This is a genomic window from Pseudomonas corni (assembly GCF_057128765.1).
Genome location: NZ_JBSKHW010000019.1, coordinates 1 through 13,933, shown reverse-complemented (window position 1 = coordinate 13,933; position 13,933 = coordinate 1). Strand labels below are relative to the sequence as shown.

The following is a 13,933-nucleotide window of genomic DNA, read 5'->3' as shown; positions in this document are numbered from 1 at the left end:
ACCCCTGTAGGAGCGAACTTGTTCGCGATGCGGTGTGACTGACTCACCGCTATCGTATGCTGGCTCGCCAACAAGTTGGCTCCTACAGAATGCCTTACCCGCTGATCAATTCCTTCGCAGCCTGCCGATGATCAGCAATCAACCCCTGCAAATCCAACCCCTCGACCTGCCCATCAATCACCCGCCACTGACCGCCGATCATCACTCGATCCGCGCGGTCTGCGCCGCACAGCAGCAACGCCGACAGTGGATCATGGCTTCCTGAAAACCTCAGTTCATCCAGTTTGAACATCGCCAGATCCGCCTGTTTGCCCACCGCCAGTTCACCAATGTCGCTGCGACCCAACAACTTCGCCGAGCTCTTGGTTGCCCATCCCAAAACCAGCTCAGGCGTGATTTTTTCAGCGCCATAGCGCAAGCGTTGTAGGTACAGCGCTTGTTTGGCTTCCAGCATCATGTTCGATGCGTCATTTGACGCCGAGCCGTCCACGCCTAGCCCAATCGGCGCGCCCGCCGCAATCAAGTCCAGCGTCGGGCAGATCCCGGACGCCAGGCGCATGTTAGAACTGGGGCAATGACACACGCCCGTGCCGGCCTGACCCAATCGGCTAATTTCATCCGGATTGAAGTGAATGCCATGGGCCAGCCAGGTCCGCGGTCCGAGCCAGCCGACGCTGTCCAGATAATCCACTGTGCGCAGACCGAAGCGTTGGACGCAGAAATCCTCCTCGTCCAGAGTTTCGGCCAGATGCGTGTGCAGGCGGACATCGAGTTTCTCGGCCAGATCGGCGCTCTCTTTCATGATCTGGGGCGTGACCGAAAACGGCGAGCAGGGTGCCAGTGCAATCTGAATCTGCGCGCCGTCGCCGCGCTCGTGATAGGTGCTGATCAGGCGCTGACTGTCTTCCAGAATGACCTCGCCCTGCTGCACTGTTTGTTGCGGCGGCAAGCCCCCGTCGTCCTCGCCCAGACTCATCGAGCCCCGGGTGAGCATCGCTCGCATGCCGAGTTCGCGCACGCTTTGCACCTGTACATCGATGGCGTTTTCGAGCCCGTCCGGGAATAAATAGTGATGGTCGGCCGCGGTGGTGCAGCCCGACAGCAGTAATTCGGTGAGCGCAACTTTGCTGGCCAGCGCGAGCTTTTCCGGAGTCAGGCGCGCCCATACTGGATACAGAGTTTTCAGCCACGGGAACAACGGCTGATTCACCACGGGTGCCCAGGCACGGGTCAGGGTTTGATAGAAATGATGGTGCGTGTTGATCAGTCCCGGCAGCAGCACATGCTCGCGGGCATCGAATGTTTGATCGCAGGGCTTTGAGGGTTGCTCGCCGCTGGCTAGCAGTTCGGTGATGATGCCGCCCTCGATGACCAGTCCGCCTCGGGCGTCCAGTTCATTGGCAGTGAAAACGGCAAGCGGGTTTTTTAACCAGATACGGATAGCGGGCATTGGCCGGCTCCTCTGAAAAATGGGTTCAGGTTCGCCAGCTCAGTGTTGCCCTGTCTGCTGATCCAGGGTCGCGAGGCATCGAGTGAGGCCGGGCGATGGTGCGGATATTAAGTGCGCATGGTAATCGGATCAACTGTAGGAGCGCGCTTGCCCGCGATGACGTCAGCAAATCCAACATCAGTGGGGTCTGGCCCGCCGCAATCGCGGGCAAGCGCGCTCCTACACAGAACGCGGTGGGGACCTACCAGGCAATCGTCTCGCCACGGTAGTTGATGAAGTGAAGCCCGCCCTTGCCTGTGTACGCGCCCAGCTGTTCGACTAACCCGCTGGTGCTGGTTTGAACGTCGATATCGGCGCCTTCGCCGCCCATGGCAGTTCTGACCCAGCCCGGATGCATCGACAGCACGGTGATTTTGCTGTCGCCCAGTTGCGTGAAGAACGTATTGGTCATCGAATTCAGCGCAGCCTTGCTGGCTTTGTACAGCGCCATTTCCGGTGCATCCGGGATGGCGACGCTGCCAAGCGCCGAGCTCATGAAGGCGATGGTGCCGGTTTCTGAAATCTGTCCGACGAAGCGCTCGGCCAGACGAATAGGTGCGACGGCGTTGGTCAGAAACAATTGGCCCAGCTCAGCAGCGGTGGATTTCGCCGCGCTCTGGTGGGCTGGGCCCATGATGCCAGCGTTTACGAACAACAGGTCGAACCGCATATCCTTCAAATTGAGGGTGAGCACTTCCAGGGAGGATTGTTCATCCAGGTCCAGCGTCTCGATACGCACGCCAGGGACCTTTTTCAGCTCTTCGGCTTTTTGTTGATCACGAACCGTGGCGATGACGTTCCAGCCTTGTTCGGTCAAGCGTTGCACCAAACCCAGACCCAAGCCTCGGGACGCGCCAATGATCAGGGCAGTTTTGTTGGCAGGCATGAAGGGTGACTCCTGTGCAGAAAACGAAATGCAGCTTCTAAGAGGTGGACCGCGCACATCGGCAGGAATTTGATCGGCCTGCGCAACGGTCGTCGGCGTTAAGAAGAAGCTGTAAAAGGAAGCTTGCTCGCGATGGAGCTAATACGAGCGACACAATGTAACGAATGTGGCCCCCCTTCGCGAGCAGGCCCCCTCCCACGTAACAATGGCAACGGCGCGATCAATGGCCCGCCTGCCAAGGCTGCCCCAACGAAACCGGCGCGTACAAACGTGTGCGCAGGGCATTGCGTGAAAGCATCACCAACACCACGATAGTCGCGACATACGGCAGCATCGCCAGCAGGTTGGAGGGGATCGCCAGACCAATGCCCTGCGCCACCAGATACACAATGCTGGCAAAACCGAACAGGTAAGCCCCCAGCAGCAAGCGCCACACACGCCAACTGGCAAACACCACCAGCGCCAATGCTATCCAGCCACGCCCGGCGCTCATGTTCTCGGCCCACATTGGGGTGTAGGCCAGCGACAGATACGCCCCGGCCAAACCTGCCATCGCGCCCCCGAACAACACTGCCAGCGTGCGCACCCACAGCACGGGCAAACCCATCGCGCTGGCGGCATCAGGGTTTTCTCCCACAGCCTGAATGATCAAACCGACACGACTTTTCAGAAGCGTCCACGCCACCAGAGCGAACAAGGCGAAGGACAGATACACCAGAACATCCTGAGCAAAGAGCATCCGACCTATCAGCGGGATCTCGCTCAAGTAAGGAATCGCCAGCGGCTCAAAACCTTGCAGCGGCTTGCCGACCCAGGCTGCGCCGATAAAGCTCGAAAGCCCGACGCCAAAGATCGTCAGCGCCAGGCCGGTGGCCACCTGGTTAGCGTTAAACACCAGCGCAACCAGAGCGAACAGCGAAGACAACAGCATGCCCGCAAGCATAGCCAGCAACACGCCCAGCCATAAATTGCCGGTACTCAGGGCGACGATGAAACCAATCACAGCGCCAAACAGCATCATGCCTTCCTGGCCAAGATTGAGAACGCCGGTCTTCTCACACATCAACTCACCAAGCGCTACCAACAACAACGGCGTGCCACACCGCACCGTGGCGAAGAAAATATTACTCAACAGATCGATATCCATCACACGGCTCCCGCGATTGGCGCCGTTTGGCGACGAGCCCAGCGCACCTTGAGGCGCGGGCGGTAGAGAATCAGCACATCGCAAGCCAGCAGGAAGAACAGCATCATTCCCTGGAACAACTGAGTGATGGCTTGAGGAAGATTCAACGTCATTTGTGCGCTTTCACCGCCCAGATAAAGCAGCGCCATCAACAGGCTGGAGAACAAGATGCCGATGGGGTTCAGGCGCCCAAGAAATGCCACGGTGATCGCCGCATAGCCGTAGCCGGGCGACACCTGCGGCACCAGTTGGCCAATGGGGCCGGTGACTTCGCACACGCCAGCCAACCCCGCAAGGCCCCCGCTGATCAGCAGGGCGAGCCAGACCAGGCGTTTCTCGCGAAAACCGACGAAGCCTGCCGCGCGTTTATCCAGGCCCAGCACCTTGATCTGGAAACCAACAAAACTGCGTTGCAGCAGCACCCAGACCGCAACCAGCGCAAGCAGCGCGAAATACACCCCCACGTGGGCGCGGCCGTCTTCCATCAACAGCGGCAAACGGCTTGCGTCGCCGAACGTGGCTGACTCAGGGAAGTTCATGCCAGCAGGGTCTTTCAGCGGGCCATGTACGAAATACAGCAGCAGGTTCAGCGCAATGTAATTGAGCATGATGCTGGTGAGGATTTCGTTGGCGTTGAAGTGAGTGCGCAGCCATGCGGTCAGCCCGGCCCATGCTGCGCCCGCCAGCACTCCCACCAGCAGAATCAGCACCAACGCCCAGCGACTTTCCATATCGATAATGTTGACCGCCACGGCGCTCCCCGCCAGGGCGCCCATTAGCAATTGCCCCTCGGCGCCAATGTTCCAGATGCGCGCTTGATACACCACCGCCAGCCCCAGTGCGCAAAGCAGAATCGGCAGGGTTTTCACCAGTAATTCCGACACGCCATAAAGGTCGCTGACCGGCGCGATCAATAGAGTGTGAAGTGTCAGCAGCGGGTCCAGACCCAACAGCAAAAACAACAGCGAGCCGCAGATCAATGTCAGCGCTGCGGCCAGCAAAGGGGAAAACCACAACATAGGGCGCGATTGTTGTCCGCGCGGTTCCAGGGAAAGCAGCATCGAAATCTCCGTCAGTCGTGGGACGACGCATCAGGTTGAAAGGAGCGGGCGCGTTGGCCCTCGAATTGCCCGGCCATCCAGCCGCCGACTTGCGCCTGAGTCACGCTCGCTGTAGGTGCCAACGGTGAAAGCTCGCCGCTGCACAAGGCCCCCAGCCGATCGCTGATCTGGAACAACTCATCGAGGTCTTCGGAAATCACCAGAATCGCTGCGCCAGCGTCGCGCAGAGCAATGAGCGCGCGATGGATCGCTGCCGCTGCGCCGACATCCACGCCCCAGGTAGGGTGCGCAGCCACCAACAACTTCGGCGCCTGCAGGATTTCTCGACCAAGGATGAATTTCTGCAGATTGCCTCCCGACAGGCTGCGGGCGGGCGTTTGAGCATTTGGGGTCTTCACGGCGAAGCGTTCGATAATGGTTTCAGCCAGCGCTTGGACTTTGCTCCGCTGGATCAGCCCTTTGCTGACCAGTCCTTGCTGAAATGCAGTCAGCAGCGCGTTATCGGCCAGGCTCATCTCTGGCACAGCGCCGTGCCCTAGCCGCTCAGCCGGGACAAATGCCAAGCCTTGCTTGCGACGAGCATCAGGGCGCAGATGGCCCACATTCAATTCCGCAAAACGAATGCGCCGGGACTCGGTTTTGTTCAAGGTTTGCTCGCCACTGAGCAGGGCCAGCAACTCATCCTGGCCGTTGCCCGCGACGCCTGCGATGCCAACGATCTCGCCGCTGCGCACCTCAAGATTGATGTCCTTGAGCGAGCTGCCAAACGGATCGGGATTACGCCAGGCCAACTGTTCGACGCGCAGAAACGCAGCGCCGCCATTGGCCTTCGGGTACTGCGCCACCAGTCCCTCGGCGTCGCCGACCATCAGTTGCGCCAATTGAAGATCGCTGCACTGCGCAGGGATGCAATGGCCTGACACTTTGCCGCCTCGCAGCACCGTTGCGCTGTGACACAGCGCACGGACCTCTCCCAGTTTGTGGCTGATGAACAGAATGCTGCAGCCTTCTGCGGCGAGTCGTCTCAGGGTCACGAACAGGTCGTCTGCTTCCTGCGGAGTCAGTACTGAGGTGGGTTCGTCGAGGATCAGCAGCCGAATGTCCTGCATCAGACAGCGAATGATCTCGACTTTTTGCCGCTCCCCGATAGATAAGCTGTGCACCAGTCGATGCGGTTCCACGGCCATCCCGTAACGCTGGGAGACTTCGCGGATTTTCGGCTCAAGCTGCTTTGGCGTACCTGCCGATGCGCCCAGGGCCAAGGCAATGTTCTGCGCGACTGTCAGGGTTTCGAACAGCGAGAAATGCTGAAAGACCATGCCGATGCCCAGCGCCCGGGCTTGGGCGGGATTGCGCATGATGATTCGCTCGCCCTGCCAGCTAATCTCTCCCGCGTCGGGCTGTACAACGCCGTAGATGATCTTCATCAGCGTGCTTTTGCCTGCGCCGTTCTCACCGAGCAGCGCGTGAATTTCACCGGGCTCAATCATCAGATCGATGGCATCGTTCGCGACGCAGCCGGGGTAGCGCTTGGTGATGTGACGCAAGTGCAGACGGGTAGAGGGGGTCGGAGGGGACATGACTGACTCGAATTGGAATTGGATCGCCTGATTACTTAGCAATTTCTTGGCCAGGTGGTCAGGTTTTCCAGATTTCCAGGGATCGACCTTCTATCTCGTCACCTGTAGGAGCGAATTCATTCGCGAGAGATGGAGAATTGGCACTGCTGTATCGAATGAAACAATGCTGGCCGAATGAATTCGCTCCTACAGGAGCGCAGCCGTACGGTCCAGGCACCAGTTCAGGGCACTTCGGGTTCAGAACGACTTTATTTGACCCGCTGACGTTGTACAAAAAACAACCAGCCCTTGGCGCGCGAGACATCCCAAGCTCCACGGGGAGGCTTGCACGGGTTATCCACAGGTTGGTCCACAGTTAATGTGCGCAAGCCCAATTAATGGGCATAACTAAAGAACCGTTAGTATCAAGTGGCGATAAGGCTCGCTAACTCACTGTTTTTCGGCATTTTTAACCGGTGGATAACATAAGTGATCAAATGTTGATCAGCTGTCTCAACGCCATACAGGACAAGGCCCGCAGACGGATGTGCTCAGCTTGTCCACAGGCGGATGCACAGCAGATGTGGGCAAGTGTGACAGTCGGATGATGGTGTTAAACGACTGGATCACGATGCACAACGATTCGGCCGCGACTGATATCGGCAAGCTGTCGCTGCAAGGCGTCGATGTGCTCCGGGCCTATAGCCACTGACAGCTCTACGCCGTTAGCGGTGAAAGACTCTTCCTGAATCAACGCACTGATGTCGGCAAGTCTGACCTTCACCACAGCCAATTCGCTGAAGCTGCAGTCAAAATGCAATGCCACGCGATGGATCAACGGCAGCCGTTCTGCCTGTTGCAGACATTTGTTGGCGCCACCCCCGTAAGCGCGCGCCAGGCCGCCGGTGCCCAGTTGAATGCCGCCGTACCAGCGAATGACCAACACCACCACTTGATCAAAATCCTGGGCCTCAATGGCCGCCAGAATCGGGCGCCCTGCGGTGCCGCCGGGCTCGCCGTCGTCCGTGCTGCGGTATTGATCGCCCAGCTTCCAGGCCCAGCAATTGTGCGTGGCATTGAGGTCGCTGTTTTGCTCAATGAAGGCTTGGGCCTCAGCGGGCGTATTGATGGGGGCGGCGAGGGTGATGAAGCGACTCTTGCGAATGTCTTCTCGCCATTCACAAGGGCCGACCAAGGTAGAGGGCATTAATAAATCCAGGCTGAAGGCGAAGGTTTTTGAGCATTCAAACCGCAGGAGGTGTGAGGCCGCAACCCTTGAGAATGATGCGAATCAGGTTGTCACCTGCCGCTTCCATGTCCTGCTTAGTCAGGCGTGTGCGGCCTGTGACCTGGCAGATCTGGGTGGCGAAGTCAGCGTAGTGCTGAGTGCTGCCCCACAGCAGAAAAATCAGGTGAACCGGGTCGACCGGGTCCATCTTTCCCGCATCGATCCAGGCTTGAAACACGGCGGCGCGCCCCTGAAACCAGGCGCGATAGTCCTGACTGAAATACTCGTTCAAACACTCCCCGCCACTGATGATCTCCATCGCAAAGATGCGCGATGCCTGGGGTTGTCGGCGAGAAAATTCCATCTTGGCGCGTATGTAGTGGGTCAACGCCAGAGCAGGATCGTCCTCGACCTTGAGGTTGTTGAACGTGCTGTCCCACAGCTCAATGATGTTGCTCAGCACTGCGATGTACAGGCCCAGCTTATTGGTGAAGTAATAGTGCAAATTCGCCTTCGGCAGCCCGGCGTTCTGCGCGATGGTGTTCATGCTGGTGCCTTTGAAGCCGTGACGCGCAAATTCGTCCTCGGCCGCTTTCATGATCGCTTCTTCGTTTTTCTGACGAATGCGACTCGCAGGCTTCGTGACGCCGGGATTGTGTGCAGGGACTTCGAGGGTCATGTGCGATTCCAGGGGATCATGGGGTGCGACGGTGTGAACAGATAACGCACCCGCGACGATCCGACAAGCGTTCGCGACGGAAAATTAGTGCTCGAACGCCTCTATCTCAGACTTTTCTTCGCGCGCGGCCTGTTTGGCTTCAGGCAACAGCACGCTCATGACGATGGCAGTAAGGCCGCCGCTTGTGATGGCCGAATCAAAAAGGTTCTGTACGAGTTGTGGCAGGTGATGCAGCAGGGCAGGTTGCGCTGCGATTCCCAGGCCAACGCCAAACGAGGTGGCGATTATCAACATGCCCCGACGGTCCAGCGGCGACTGCGCAAGAATCCGTACGCCTGCCGCCGCGACACTGCCAAACATCACCAATGTCGCGCCGCCCAATACGGGTTTAGGGATCTGTTGCAGGATCGCGCCGATGACGGGGAAGAGACCGAGCATGAACAGGATCACGCCGATGTACAGCCCGACGTAGCGACTGGCGACGCCAGTCAGCTGAATCACCCCGTTGTTCTGGGCGAACGTGGTGTTGGGGAACGCGCTGAACGTGGCGGCGATCATGCAACTGACGCCGTCACCGAGAATGCCGCCTTTTAGGCGCGCGATATAGCCGGGTCCTTTAATGGGTTCGCGGGACAGCATGCAGTTGGCCGTGAGGTCGCCCACAGTTTCGATGCTGCTGATCAGATAAATAAGCGCGACAGGCAAGAAAGCGGTCCAGTCGAAGGCGAATCCGAAATTGAACGGTGTAGGAATGCTGATGAGTGCCACATGCGCGATCGACTGAGGCAGCAGTTTTCCACTGAACCAGGCGGCCAGACATCCCACTGCCAGCCCGATGATGATCGCCGAAAGGCGAATCCAGGGCGCGTTCGAGCGGTTGAGCAAGATGATGACCACCAGCACGAAGGCGCCGAGGGCAAGATTGATGGGCTCGCCGAAGTCCGGTGCATTGAAGCCGCCGCCCAGATCGGTCACCCCAACTTTGATCAGACTCACGCCGATGAGCGTAATAACGATACCGGTCACCAATGGCGTAATGACCCGACGCAGTTGGCCGATGAATCGGCTGAGCACGATTTGCACAACGGCGCCGAAAAAGCACACACCGAAAATCATCGCCATGATGTCTTCCGGGCTGCCACCGCGTTGCTTAACCATAAAGCCAGCGGACAAGACCGCACCCAGAAACGCAAAGCTGGTGCCCTGCAGACAAATCATCCCGGCACCAATGCCAAACGGCCTGCGCGCCTGGATGAACGTTCCTGCACCGGACACCATCAGCGCCATGCTGATCAGGTACGGCAGGTAATCGTTAAGTCCAAGCGCCGAACCGATAATCAGCGGCGGCGTGATGATGCCAACGAAAGCCGCAAGTACGTGCTGAATAGCGGCCAATGTGGCGGGCAATGGTTTCGGACGATCATTGAGGCCGTATATCAATTCGCTGTTACTGGAAGGATCGGGCTGCATGGTGGACTCTCGATTTTTGGAGTGAGCCGGATCTTCTGACTGCCCCTTACGCATTGAGCTGTGTGCAACGCAGCGCTTGAGCAAGTCTAGATCCAGCATCGGTACTGCAAAAAGCTGTCCAAGTGATCAGGTTGTTGCGCTGTAATTGCTGATTTCCCTTTTTAAATCATGCAGATATATTTTTTGCGCCGTTTTCTTTATTTCGCTACCAGCCCTGCCATACGAAATAAAGCCTTATCGCGTGGCAGCCAGCGTTTCCAAAAAGCTCTCAAGCACCAAATGTGGGCGACGGCCTTTGCGGGTCACGGTCACCAGGCTCAAGTCGTAAAATCGATCTTTGGGTTTCAACGCCCGGAGTCGGCCTTGCTGCACCCAGGTTGTCGCGTAATGATCCGGCAGATAGCCGATGTAGCGGCCTGTCAAAATCAAGAACGCCATTCCTTCACGATCGGATGCGCTGGCTGTGCATTTGAGAGTCTGGTAGTGGGCTTGAATCTCGGTCGGCAAGCGGAAGGTCGGCGCGATGGCTTCCTGGTCAGCCAAGCGGTCGTCGTCCAATTGCGCATCGTCGACATAAAAAAGCGGGTGTCCTACGGCGCAATACAGTAACGATCGTTCGCTGTAGAGCGGCTGATATTCAAGCCCCGACAACGCGCTGGCCTGTGGCACTACGCCCACATGCAGGCGCCCGTCGAGCACGCCTTGCTCGACTTCATTGGGGGCGATCATGCGGATGTTGATATGCACGTCCGGCCCGCGTTCTTTCAATTGCGACAGGGCGTGAGTAATGCGCATGTGGGGTAGGGTGACGAGATTGTCAGTCAGACCGATGTTCAGCTCGCCGCGCAGATGCTGGTGCAGGCCGTTGACCTCTGTACGAAAGCTCTCTAATGCACTGAGCAATTGCAGAGCCGAGTGGTAAACCTCACGACCTTCTTCTGTCAGAGAAAACCCGGCGCGCCCTCGCTGACACAGGCGCAACCCTAGCCGTTGCTCAAGATCGCTCATCTGCTGGCTGATAGCCGAGCGGCCTATGCCCAAGGCGCTTTCGGCAGCCGAGAATCCTCCAGACTCCACGACGCTGCGAAAGATGCGAAGCAGGCGAATATCGAAATCACTGACTTGCGCTAGAGGGTCGGGACGGCGTGTGCTCATAGTTTAGTCATCACTCAACTAAAGATCGTAAAAGCAGGATTTTTCAGACTTTATGCCCGTGGCAATTTAGCTGCAACCCGGCTCTGCTTTTGCATCTTAAAAAGAAAGCCCACCCACACCCTTTGTGAGGTCAGTCCCAATGAATATGCCCGAAACTTCTGACATGTCCCTGGCCAGCCAGCTGAAGCTCGATGCTCACTGGATGCCTTACACCGCCAACCGCAATTTTCATCGCGATCCACGACTGATCGTTGCGGCGTCGGGCAGCTACCTGACAGACGATAAGGGCCGGCAGATCTACGACGGGTTGTCCGGGTTATGGACATGTGGAGCAGGGCACACCCGCAAAGAAATTCAAGAAGCCGTCTCACGGCAGTTGGGGACACTGGACTACTCGCCAGGTTTTCAATTCGGTCATCCGCTGTCGTTCCAGCTGGCCGAGAAAATCACTGATCTGACGCCGGGCAATCTCAATCACGTGTTCTTCACCGACTCAGGCTCTGAGTGCGCCGATACCGCGGTCAAGATGGTCCGCGCTTACTGGCGTTTGAAGGGGCAGGCGTCCAAGACCAAGATGATTGGCCGCGCCCGTGGTTATCACGGTGTAAACATCGCGGGCACCAGCCTGGGCGGGGTCAACGGAAACCGCAAAATGTTTGGTCAGCTGATGGATGTCGACCATCTGCCGCATACGTTGTTGGCCAGTAACGCCTATTCGCGTGGCATGCCGGAGCAGGGCGGTATTGCGTTGGCTGATGAGATGCTCAAGCTGATCGAGCTGCACGATGCGTCCAACATCGCGGCTGTGATCGTCGAGCCAATGGCCGGTTCGGCCGGTGTGATTGTGCCGCCGCAGGGCTATCTGAAACGACTGCGCGAGATCTGTGATCAGCACAACATTCTGTTGATCTTCGACGAAGTTATCACCGGCTTTGGTCGCACTGGCTCAATGTTTGGCGCTGACAGCTTTGGTGTGACGCCGGACCTGATGTGTATCGCCAAGCAAGTCACCAATGGCGCGATCCCGATGGGCGCCGTGATTGCCAGCAGCGAGATCTATCACACGTTCATGAACCAGGCGACGCCTGAGTACGCGGTTGAATTCCCGCACGGTTACACCTACTCGGCGCATCCGGTTGCATGTGCCGCTGGCCTCGCCGCGCTCGACCTGTTGCAGCGTGAAAATTTGGTTCAGCAGGTGGCGGAAACGTCGCCGCACTTTGAAGCCTCGTTACACGGATTGAAGGGCAGCAAGAACGTCATCGATATCCGCAACTACGGCTTGGCCGGGGCGATTCAGATTGCTCCCCGTGACGGCGATGCCATTGTTCGCCCGTTTGAAGCGGCCATGAAACTGTGGAAAGCCGGTTTTTACGTACGTTTCGGCGGCGACACCCTGCAGTTTGGCCCAACCTTCAACAGCAAACCGCAGGATCTGGACCGCATGTTCGATGCTGTAGGCGAAGCGCTCAACCTGGTCGACTGATCCCCCTTTTCTTATTAAACACAGGCGCGACTTTGATCGCGCCTGCTGGCATCTTTTTGGAGTTGATTCATGAGCAACATCCCGCATTTGATTCATGGTGAGTTAGTCAGTGACAACGGTCGCACCGCCGATGTGTTCAATCCATCGACCGGCCAGTCGATTCGCAAGGTGCCGCTGGCCAGTCGTGAAACTATCCAGCAAGCCATCGACTCCGCAAAAGCGGCGTTTCCGGCGTGGCGCAACACGCCTCCAGCCAAACGCGCGCAAGTGATGTTTCGCTTCAAACAGTTGCTTGAGCAGAATGAAGGGCGCATTGCCCAACTGATCAGCGAAGAGCACGGTAAAACGCTGGAAGACGCTGCGGGTGAGTTGAAGCGCGGAATCGAGAACGTCGAATATGCGTGCGCAGCGCCGGAAATCCTGAAGGGCGAATACAGCCGTAATGTAGGACCGAACATTGATGCATGGTCAGACTTCCAGCCATTGGGCGTAGTCGCAGGCATTACCCCGTTCAACTTCCCGGCGATGGTGCCGTTGTGGATGTACCCGCTGGCAATTGCCTGTGGAAACTGCTTCATCCTCAAACCGTCCGAGCGTGACCCAAGCTCCACCCTGCTGATCGCACAGTTGTTGCACGAAGCGGGTTTGCCCAAGGGTGTGCTGAACGTGGTGCATGGTGACAAGGCCGCAGTAGACGCTTTGATCGAGGCGCCGGAAGTCAAAGCACTGAGTTTTGTCGGCTCCACGCCCATCGCCGAGTACATCTATAAAGAAGCGACATCGCGCGGCAAGCGTGTTCAGGCATTGGGCGGCGCGAAGAATCATGCCGTGTTGATGCCGGATGCGGACTTGGATAATGCCGTCAGCGCGTTGATGGGCGCTGCTTATGGTTCCTGTGGTGAGCGGTGCATGGCGATTTCGGTCGCAGTATGTGTTGGCGATCAGGTTGCTGATGCTTTGGTAGCGAAACTGATCCCGCAAATCAAAGCGTTAAAGATTGGCGCGGGCACCACATGTGGTTTGGACATGGGACCACTGGTTACCGGGCAACACCGGGACAAGGTCAGCGGCTATATAGAAGATGGCGTCAGCGCGGGCGCAAAGCTTGTTATGGACGGGCGCGGGCTTAGCGTTCCTGGTAATGAAGACGGCTTCTTCCTTGGCGGTTGCCTGTTCGATCACGTCACCGCTGAGATGCGTATCTATAAAGAAGAAATCTTCGGACCGGTATTGTGCATCGTTCGGGTCAACAGCCTTGAGCAGGCGATGCAACTGATCAACGACCATGAGTATGGCAACGGTACGTGCATCTTCACGCGTGACGGCGAGTCCGCGCGTTTGTTCTGCGATGAAATTGAGGTCGGGATGGTGGGCGTAAACGTGCCGCTGCCGGTCCCAGTGGCATATCACAGCTTCGGCGGTTGGAAGCGCTCCCTGTTTGGGGACCTGCACGCTTATGGCCCTGATGGAGTTCGGTTCTACACGCGGCGCAAGGCGATTACCCAGCGCTGGCCGCAAAGGGCGAGTCATGAAGCGTCGCAGTTTGCATTCCCAAGTTTATAAAGAGTGGCTAGGGGGGCTCACTGTGCAGTGTGGCCCCCGGTTTTATTGCTATTCCTGACCGATATGACAATTTAATGAATTAACTGTTGACGGTCCTCAGGATCTGTCTATAATTCGCCCCACTTCCGGCGCAGACGAAACGGAAAACTTCTTGTTAATCAAGTAGTTGGA

Annotated in this window: 11 protein-coding genes; 2 read left to right on the top strand and 9 right to left on the bottom strand. The window is 57.6% G+C overall.

The annotated features are described in order from the left end of the window. Window positions 1–94: 94 nt before the first annotated feature. The 9 genes from ACWKV9_RS24000 to ACWKV9_RS23960 all read right to left on the bottom strand — a co-directional run bounded on the left by ACWKV9_RS24000 (window position 95) and on the right by ACWKV9_RS23960 (window position 10,713). Window positions 95–1,450 (bottom strand): 8-oxoguanine deaminase, encoded by a 1,356-nt coding sequence (locus ACWKV9_RS24000; RefSeq protein WP_483838597.1) that lies wholly within the window; start codon window positions 1,448–1,450, stop codon window positions 95–97. Window positions 1,451–1,691: 241 nt separating this feature from the next. Next, on the bottom strand, window positions 1,692–2,375 hold the full coding sequence (locus tag ACWKV9_RS23995; RefSeq protein ID WP_483838596.1) for an SDR family oxidoreductase: 684 nt from the start codon (window positions 2,373–2,375) through the stop codon (window positions 1,692–1,694). 220 nt (window positions 2,376–2,595) lie between these two features. After that, window positions 2,596–3,522 (bottom strand): ABC transporter permease, encoded by a 927-nt coding sequence (locus ACWKV9_RS23990; protein ID WP_483838595.1) that lies wholly within the window; start codon window positions 3,520–3,522, stop codon window positions 2,596–2,598. Continuing rightward, window positions 3,522–4,622 (bottom strand): ABC transporter permease, encoded by a 1,101-nt coding sequence (locus ACWKV9_RS23985; RefSeq protein ID WP_483838594.1) that lies wholly within the window; start codon window positions 4,620–4,622, stop codon window positions 3,522–3,524. Before ACWKV9_RS23985 ends, ACWKV9_RS23990 begins: the two co-directional genes overlap by 1 nt. Window positions 4,623–4,633: 11 nt before the next feature. After that, complete coding sequence (locus ACWKV9_RS23980) at window positions 4,634–6,202, bottom strand: ABC transporter ATP-binding protein (protein WP_483838593.1); 1,569 nt, start codon at window positions 6,200–6,202, stop codon at window positions 4,634–4,636. 592 nt (window positions 6,203–6,794) lie between these two features. Next, window positions 6,795–7,388 (bottom strand): IMPACT family protein, encoded by a 594-nt coding sequence (locus tag ACWKV9_RS23975; protein ID WP_483838592.1) that lies wholly within the window; start codon window positions 7,386–7,388, stop codon window positions 6,795–6,797. Between the two features lie 37 nt (window positions 7,389–7,425). After that, the gene (locus tag ACWKV9_RS23970) at window positions 7,426–8,088 is read right to left on the bottom strand and encodes a TetR/AcrR family transcriptional regulator (protein ID WP_483838591.1); all 663 of its coding nucleotides are present in this window, start codon (window positions 8,086–8,088) and stop codon (window positions 7,426–7,428) included. Window positions 8,089–8,172: 84 nt separating this feature from the next. Then, complete coding sequence (locus ACWKV9_RS23965) at window positions 8,173–9,558, bottom strand: uracil-xanthine permease family protein (RefSeq protein WP_483838590.1); 1,386 nt, start codon at window positions 9,556–9,558, stop codon at window positions 8,173–8,175. Between the two features lie 234 nt (window positions 9,559–9,792). Further along, entirely contained in the window at window positions 9,793–10,713 is a 921-nt protein-coding gene (locus ACWKV9_RS23960) for a LysR family transcriptional regulator (RefSeq protein ID WP_483838589.1), read from the bottom strand. A gap of 139 nt (window positions 10,714–10,852) precedes the next feature. Between ACWKV9_RS23960 and aptA the strand changes: the two genes are divergently transcribed. Both aptA and mmsA read left to right on the top strand, forming a co-directional pair. Then, window positions 10,853–12,199, top strand: a complete 1,347-nt coding sequence (gene aptA, locus ACWKV9_RS23955; RefSeq protein WP_483838588.1) for an omega-aminotransferase AptA — start codon at window positions 10,853–10,855, stop codon at window positions 12,197–12,199. 69 nt (window positions 12,200–12,268) lie between these two features. Further along, window positions 12,269–13,762: a CoA-acylating methylmalonate-semialdehyde dehydrogenase gene (gene mmsA, locus ACWKV9_RS23950; protein ID WP_483838587.1), complete on the top strand. Its 1,494-nt coding sequence runs from the start codon at window positions 12,269–12,271 to the stop codon at window positions 13,760–13,762. The last annotated feature ends 171 nt before the right edge of the window (window positions 13,763–13,933 follow it).

Coding starts and splice junctions, on each gene's coding strand:
- ACWKV9_RS24000 (WP_483838597.1), bottom strand. CDS start 1,450: ATGCCCGCTATCCGTATCTGGTTAAAAAACCCGCTTGCCGTTTTCACT.
- ACWKV9_RS23975 (WP_483838592.1), bottom strand. CDS start 7,388: ATGCCCTCTACCTTGGTCGGCCCTTGTGAATGGCGAGAAGACATTCGC.
- ACWKV9_RS23960 (WP_483838589.1), bottom strand. CDS start 10,713: ATGAGCACACGCCGTCCCGACCCTCTAGCGCAAGTCAGTGATTTCGAT.
- ACWKV9_RS23970 (WP_483838591.1), bottom strand. CDS start 8,088: ATGACCCTCGAAGTCCCTGCACACAATCCCGGCGTCACGAAGCCTGCG.
- mmsA (WP_483838587.1), top strand. CDS start 12,269: ATGAGCAACATCCCGCATTTGATTCATGGTGAGTTAGTCAGTGACAAC.
- ACWKV9_RS23980 (WP_483838593.1), bottom strand. CDS start 6,202: ATGTCCCCTCCGACCCCCTCTACCCGTCTGCACTTGCGTCACATCACC.
- ACWKV9_RS23990 (WP_483838595.1), bottom strand. CDS start 3,522: ATGGATATCGATCTGTTGAGTAATATTTTCTTCGCCACGGTGCGGTGT.
- ACWKV9_RS23985 (WP_483838594.1), bottom strand. CDS start 4,622: ATGCTGCTTTCCCTGGAACCGCGCGGACAACAATCGCGCCCTATGTTG.
- ACWKV9_RS23965 (WP_483838590.1), bottom strand. CDS start 9,558: ATGCAGCCCGATCCTTCCAGTAACAGCGAATTGATATACGGCCTCAAT.
- aptA (WP_483838588.1), top strand. CDS start 10,853: ATGAATATGCCCGAAACTTCTGACATGTCCCTGGCCAGCCAGCTGAAG.
- ACWKV9_RS23995 (WP_483838596.1), bottom strand. CDS start 2,375: ATGCCTGCCAACAAAACTGCCCTGATCATTGGCGCGTCCCGAGGCTTG.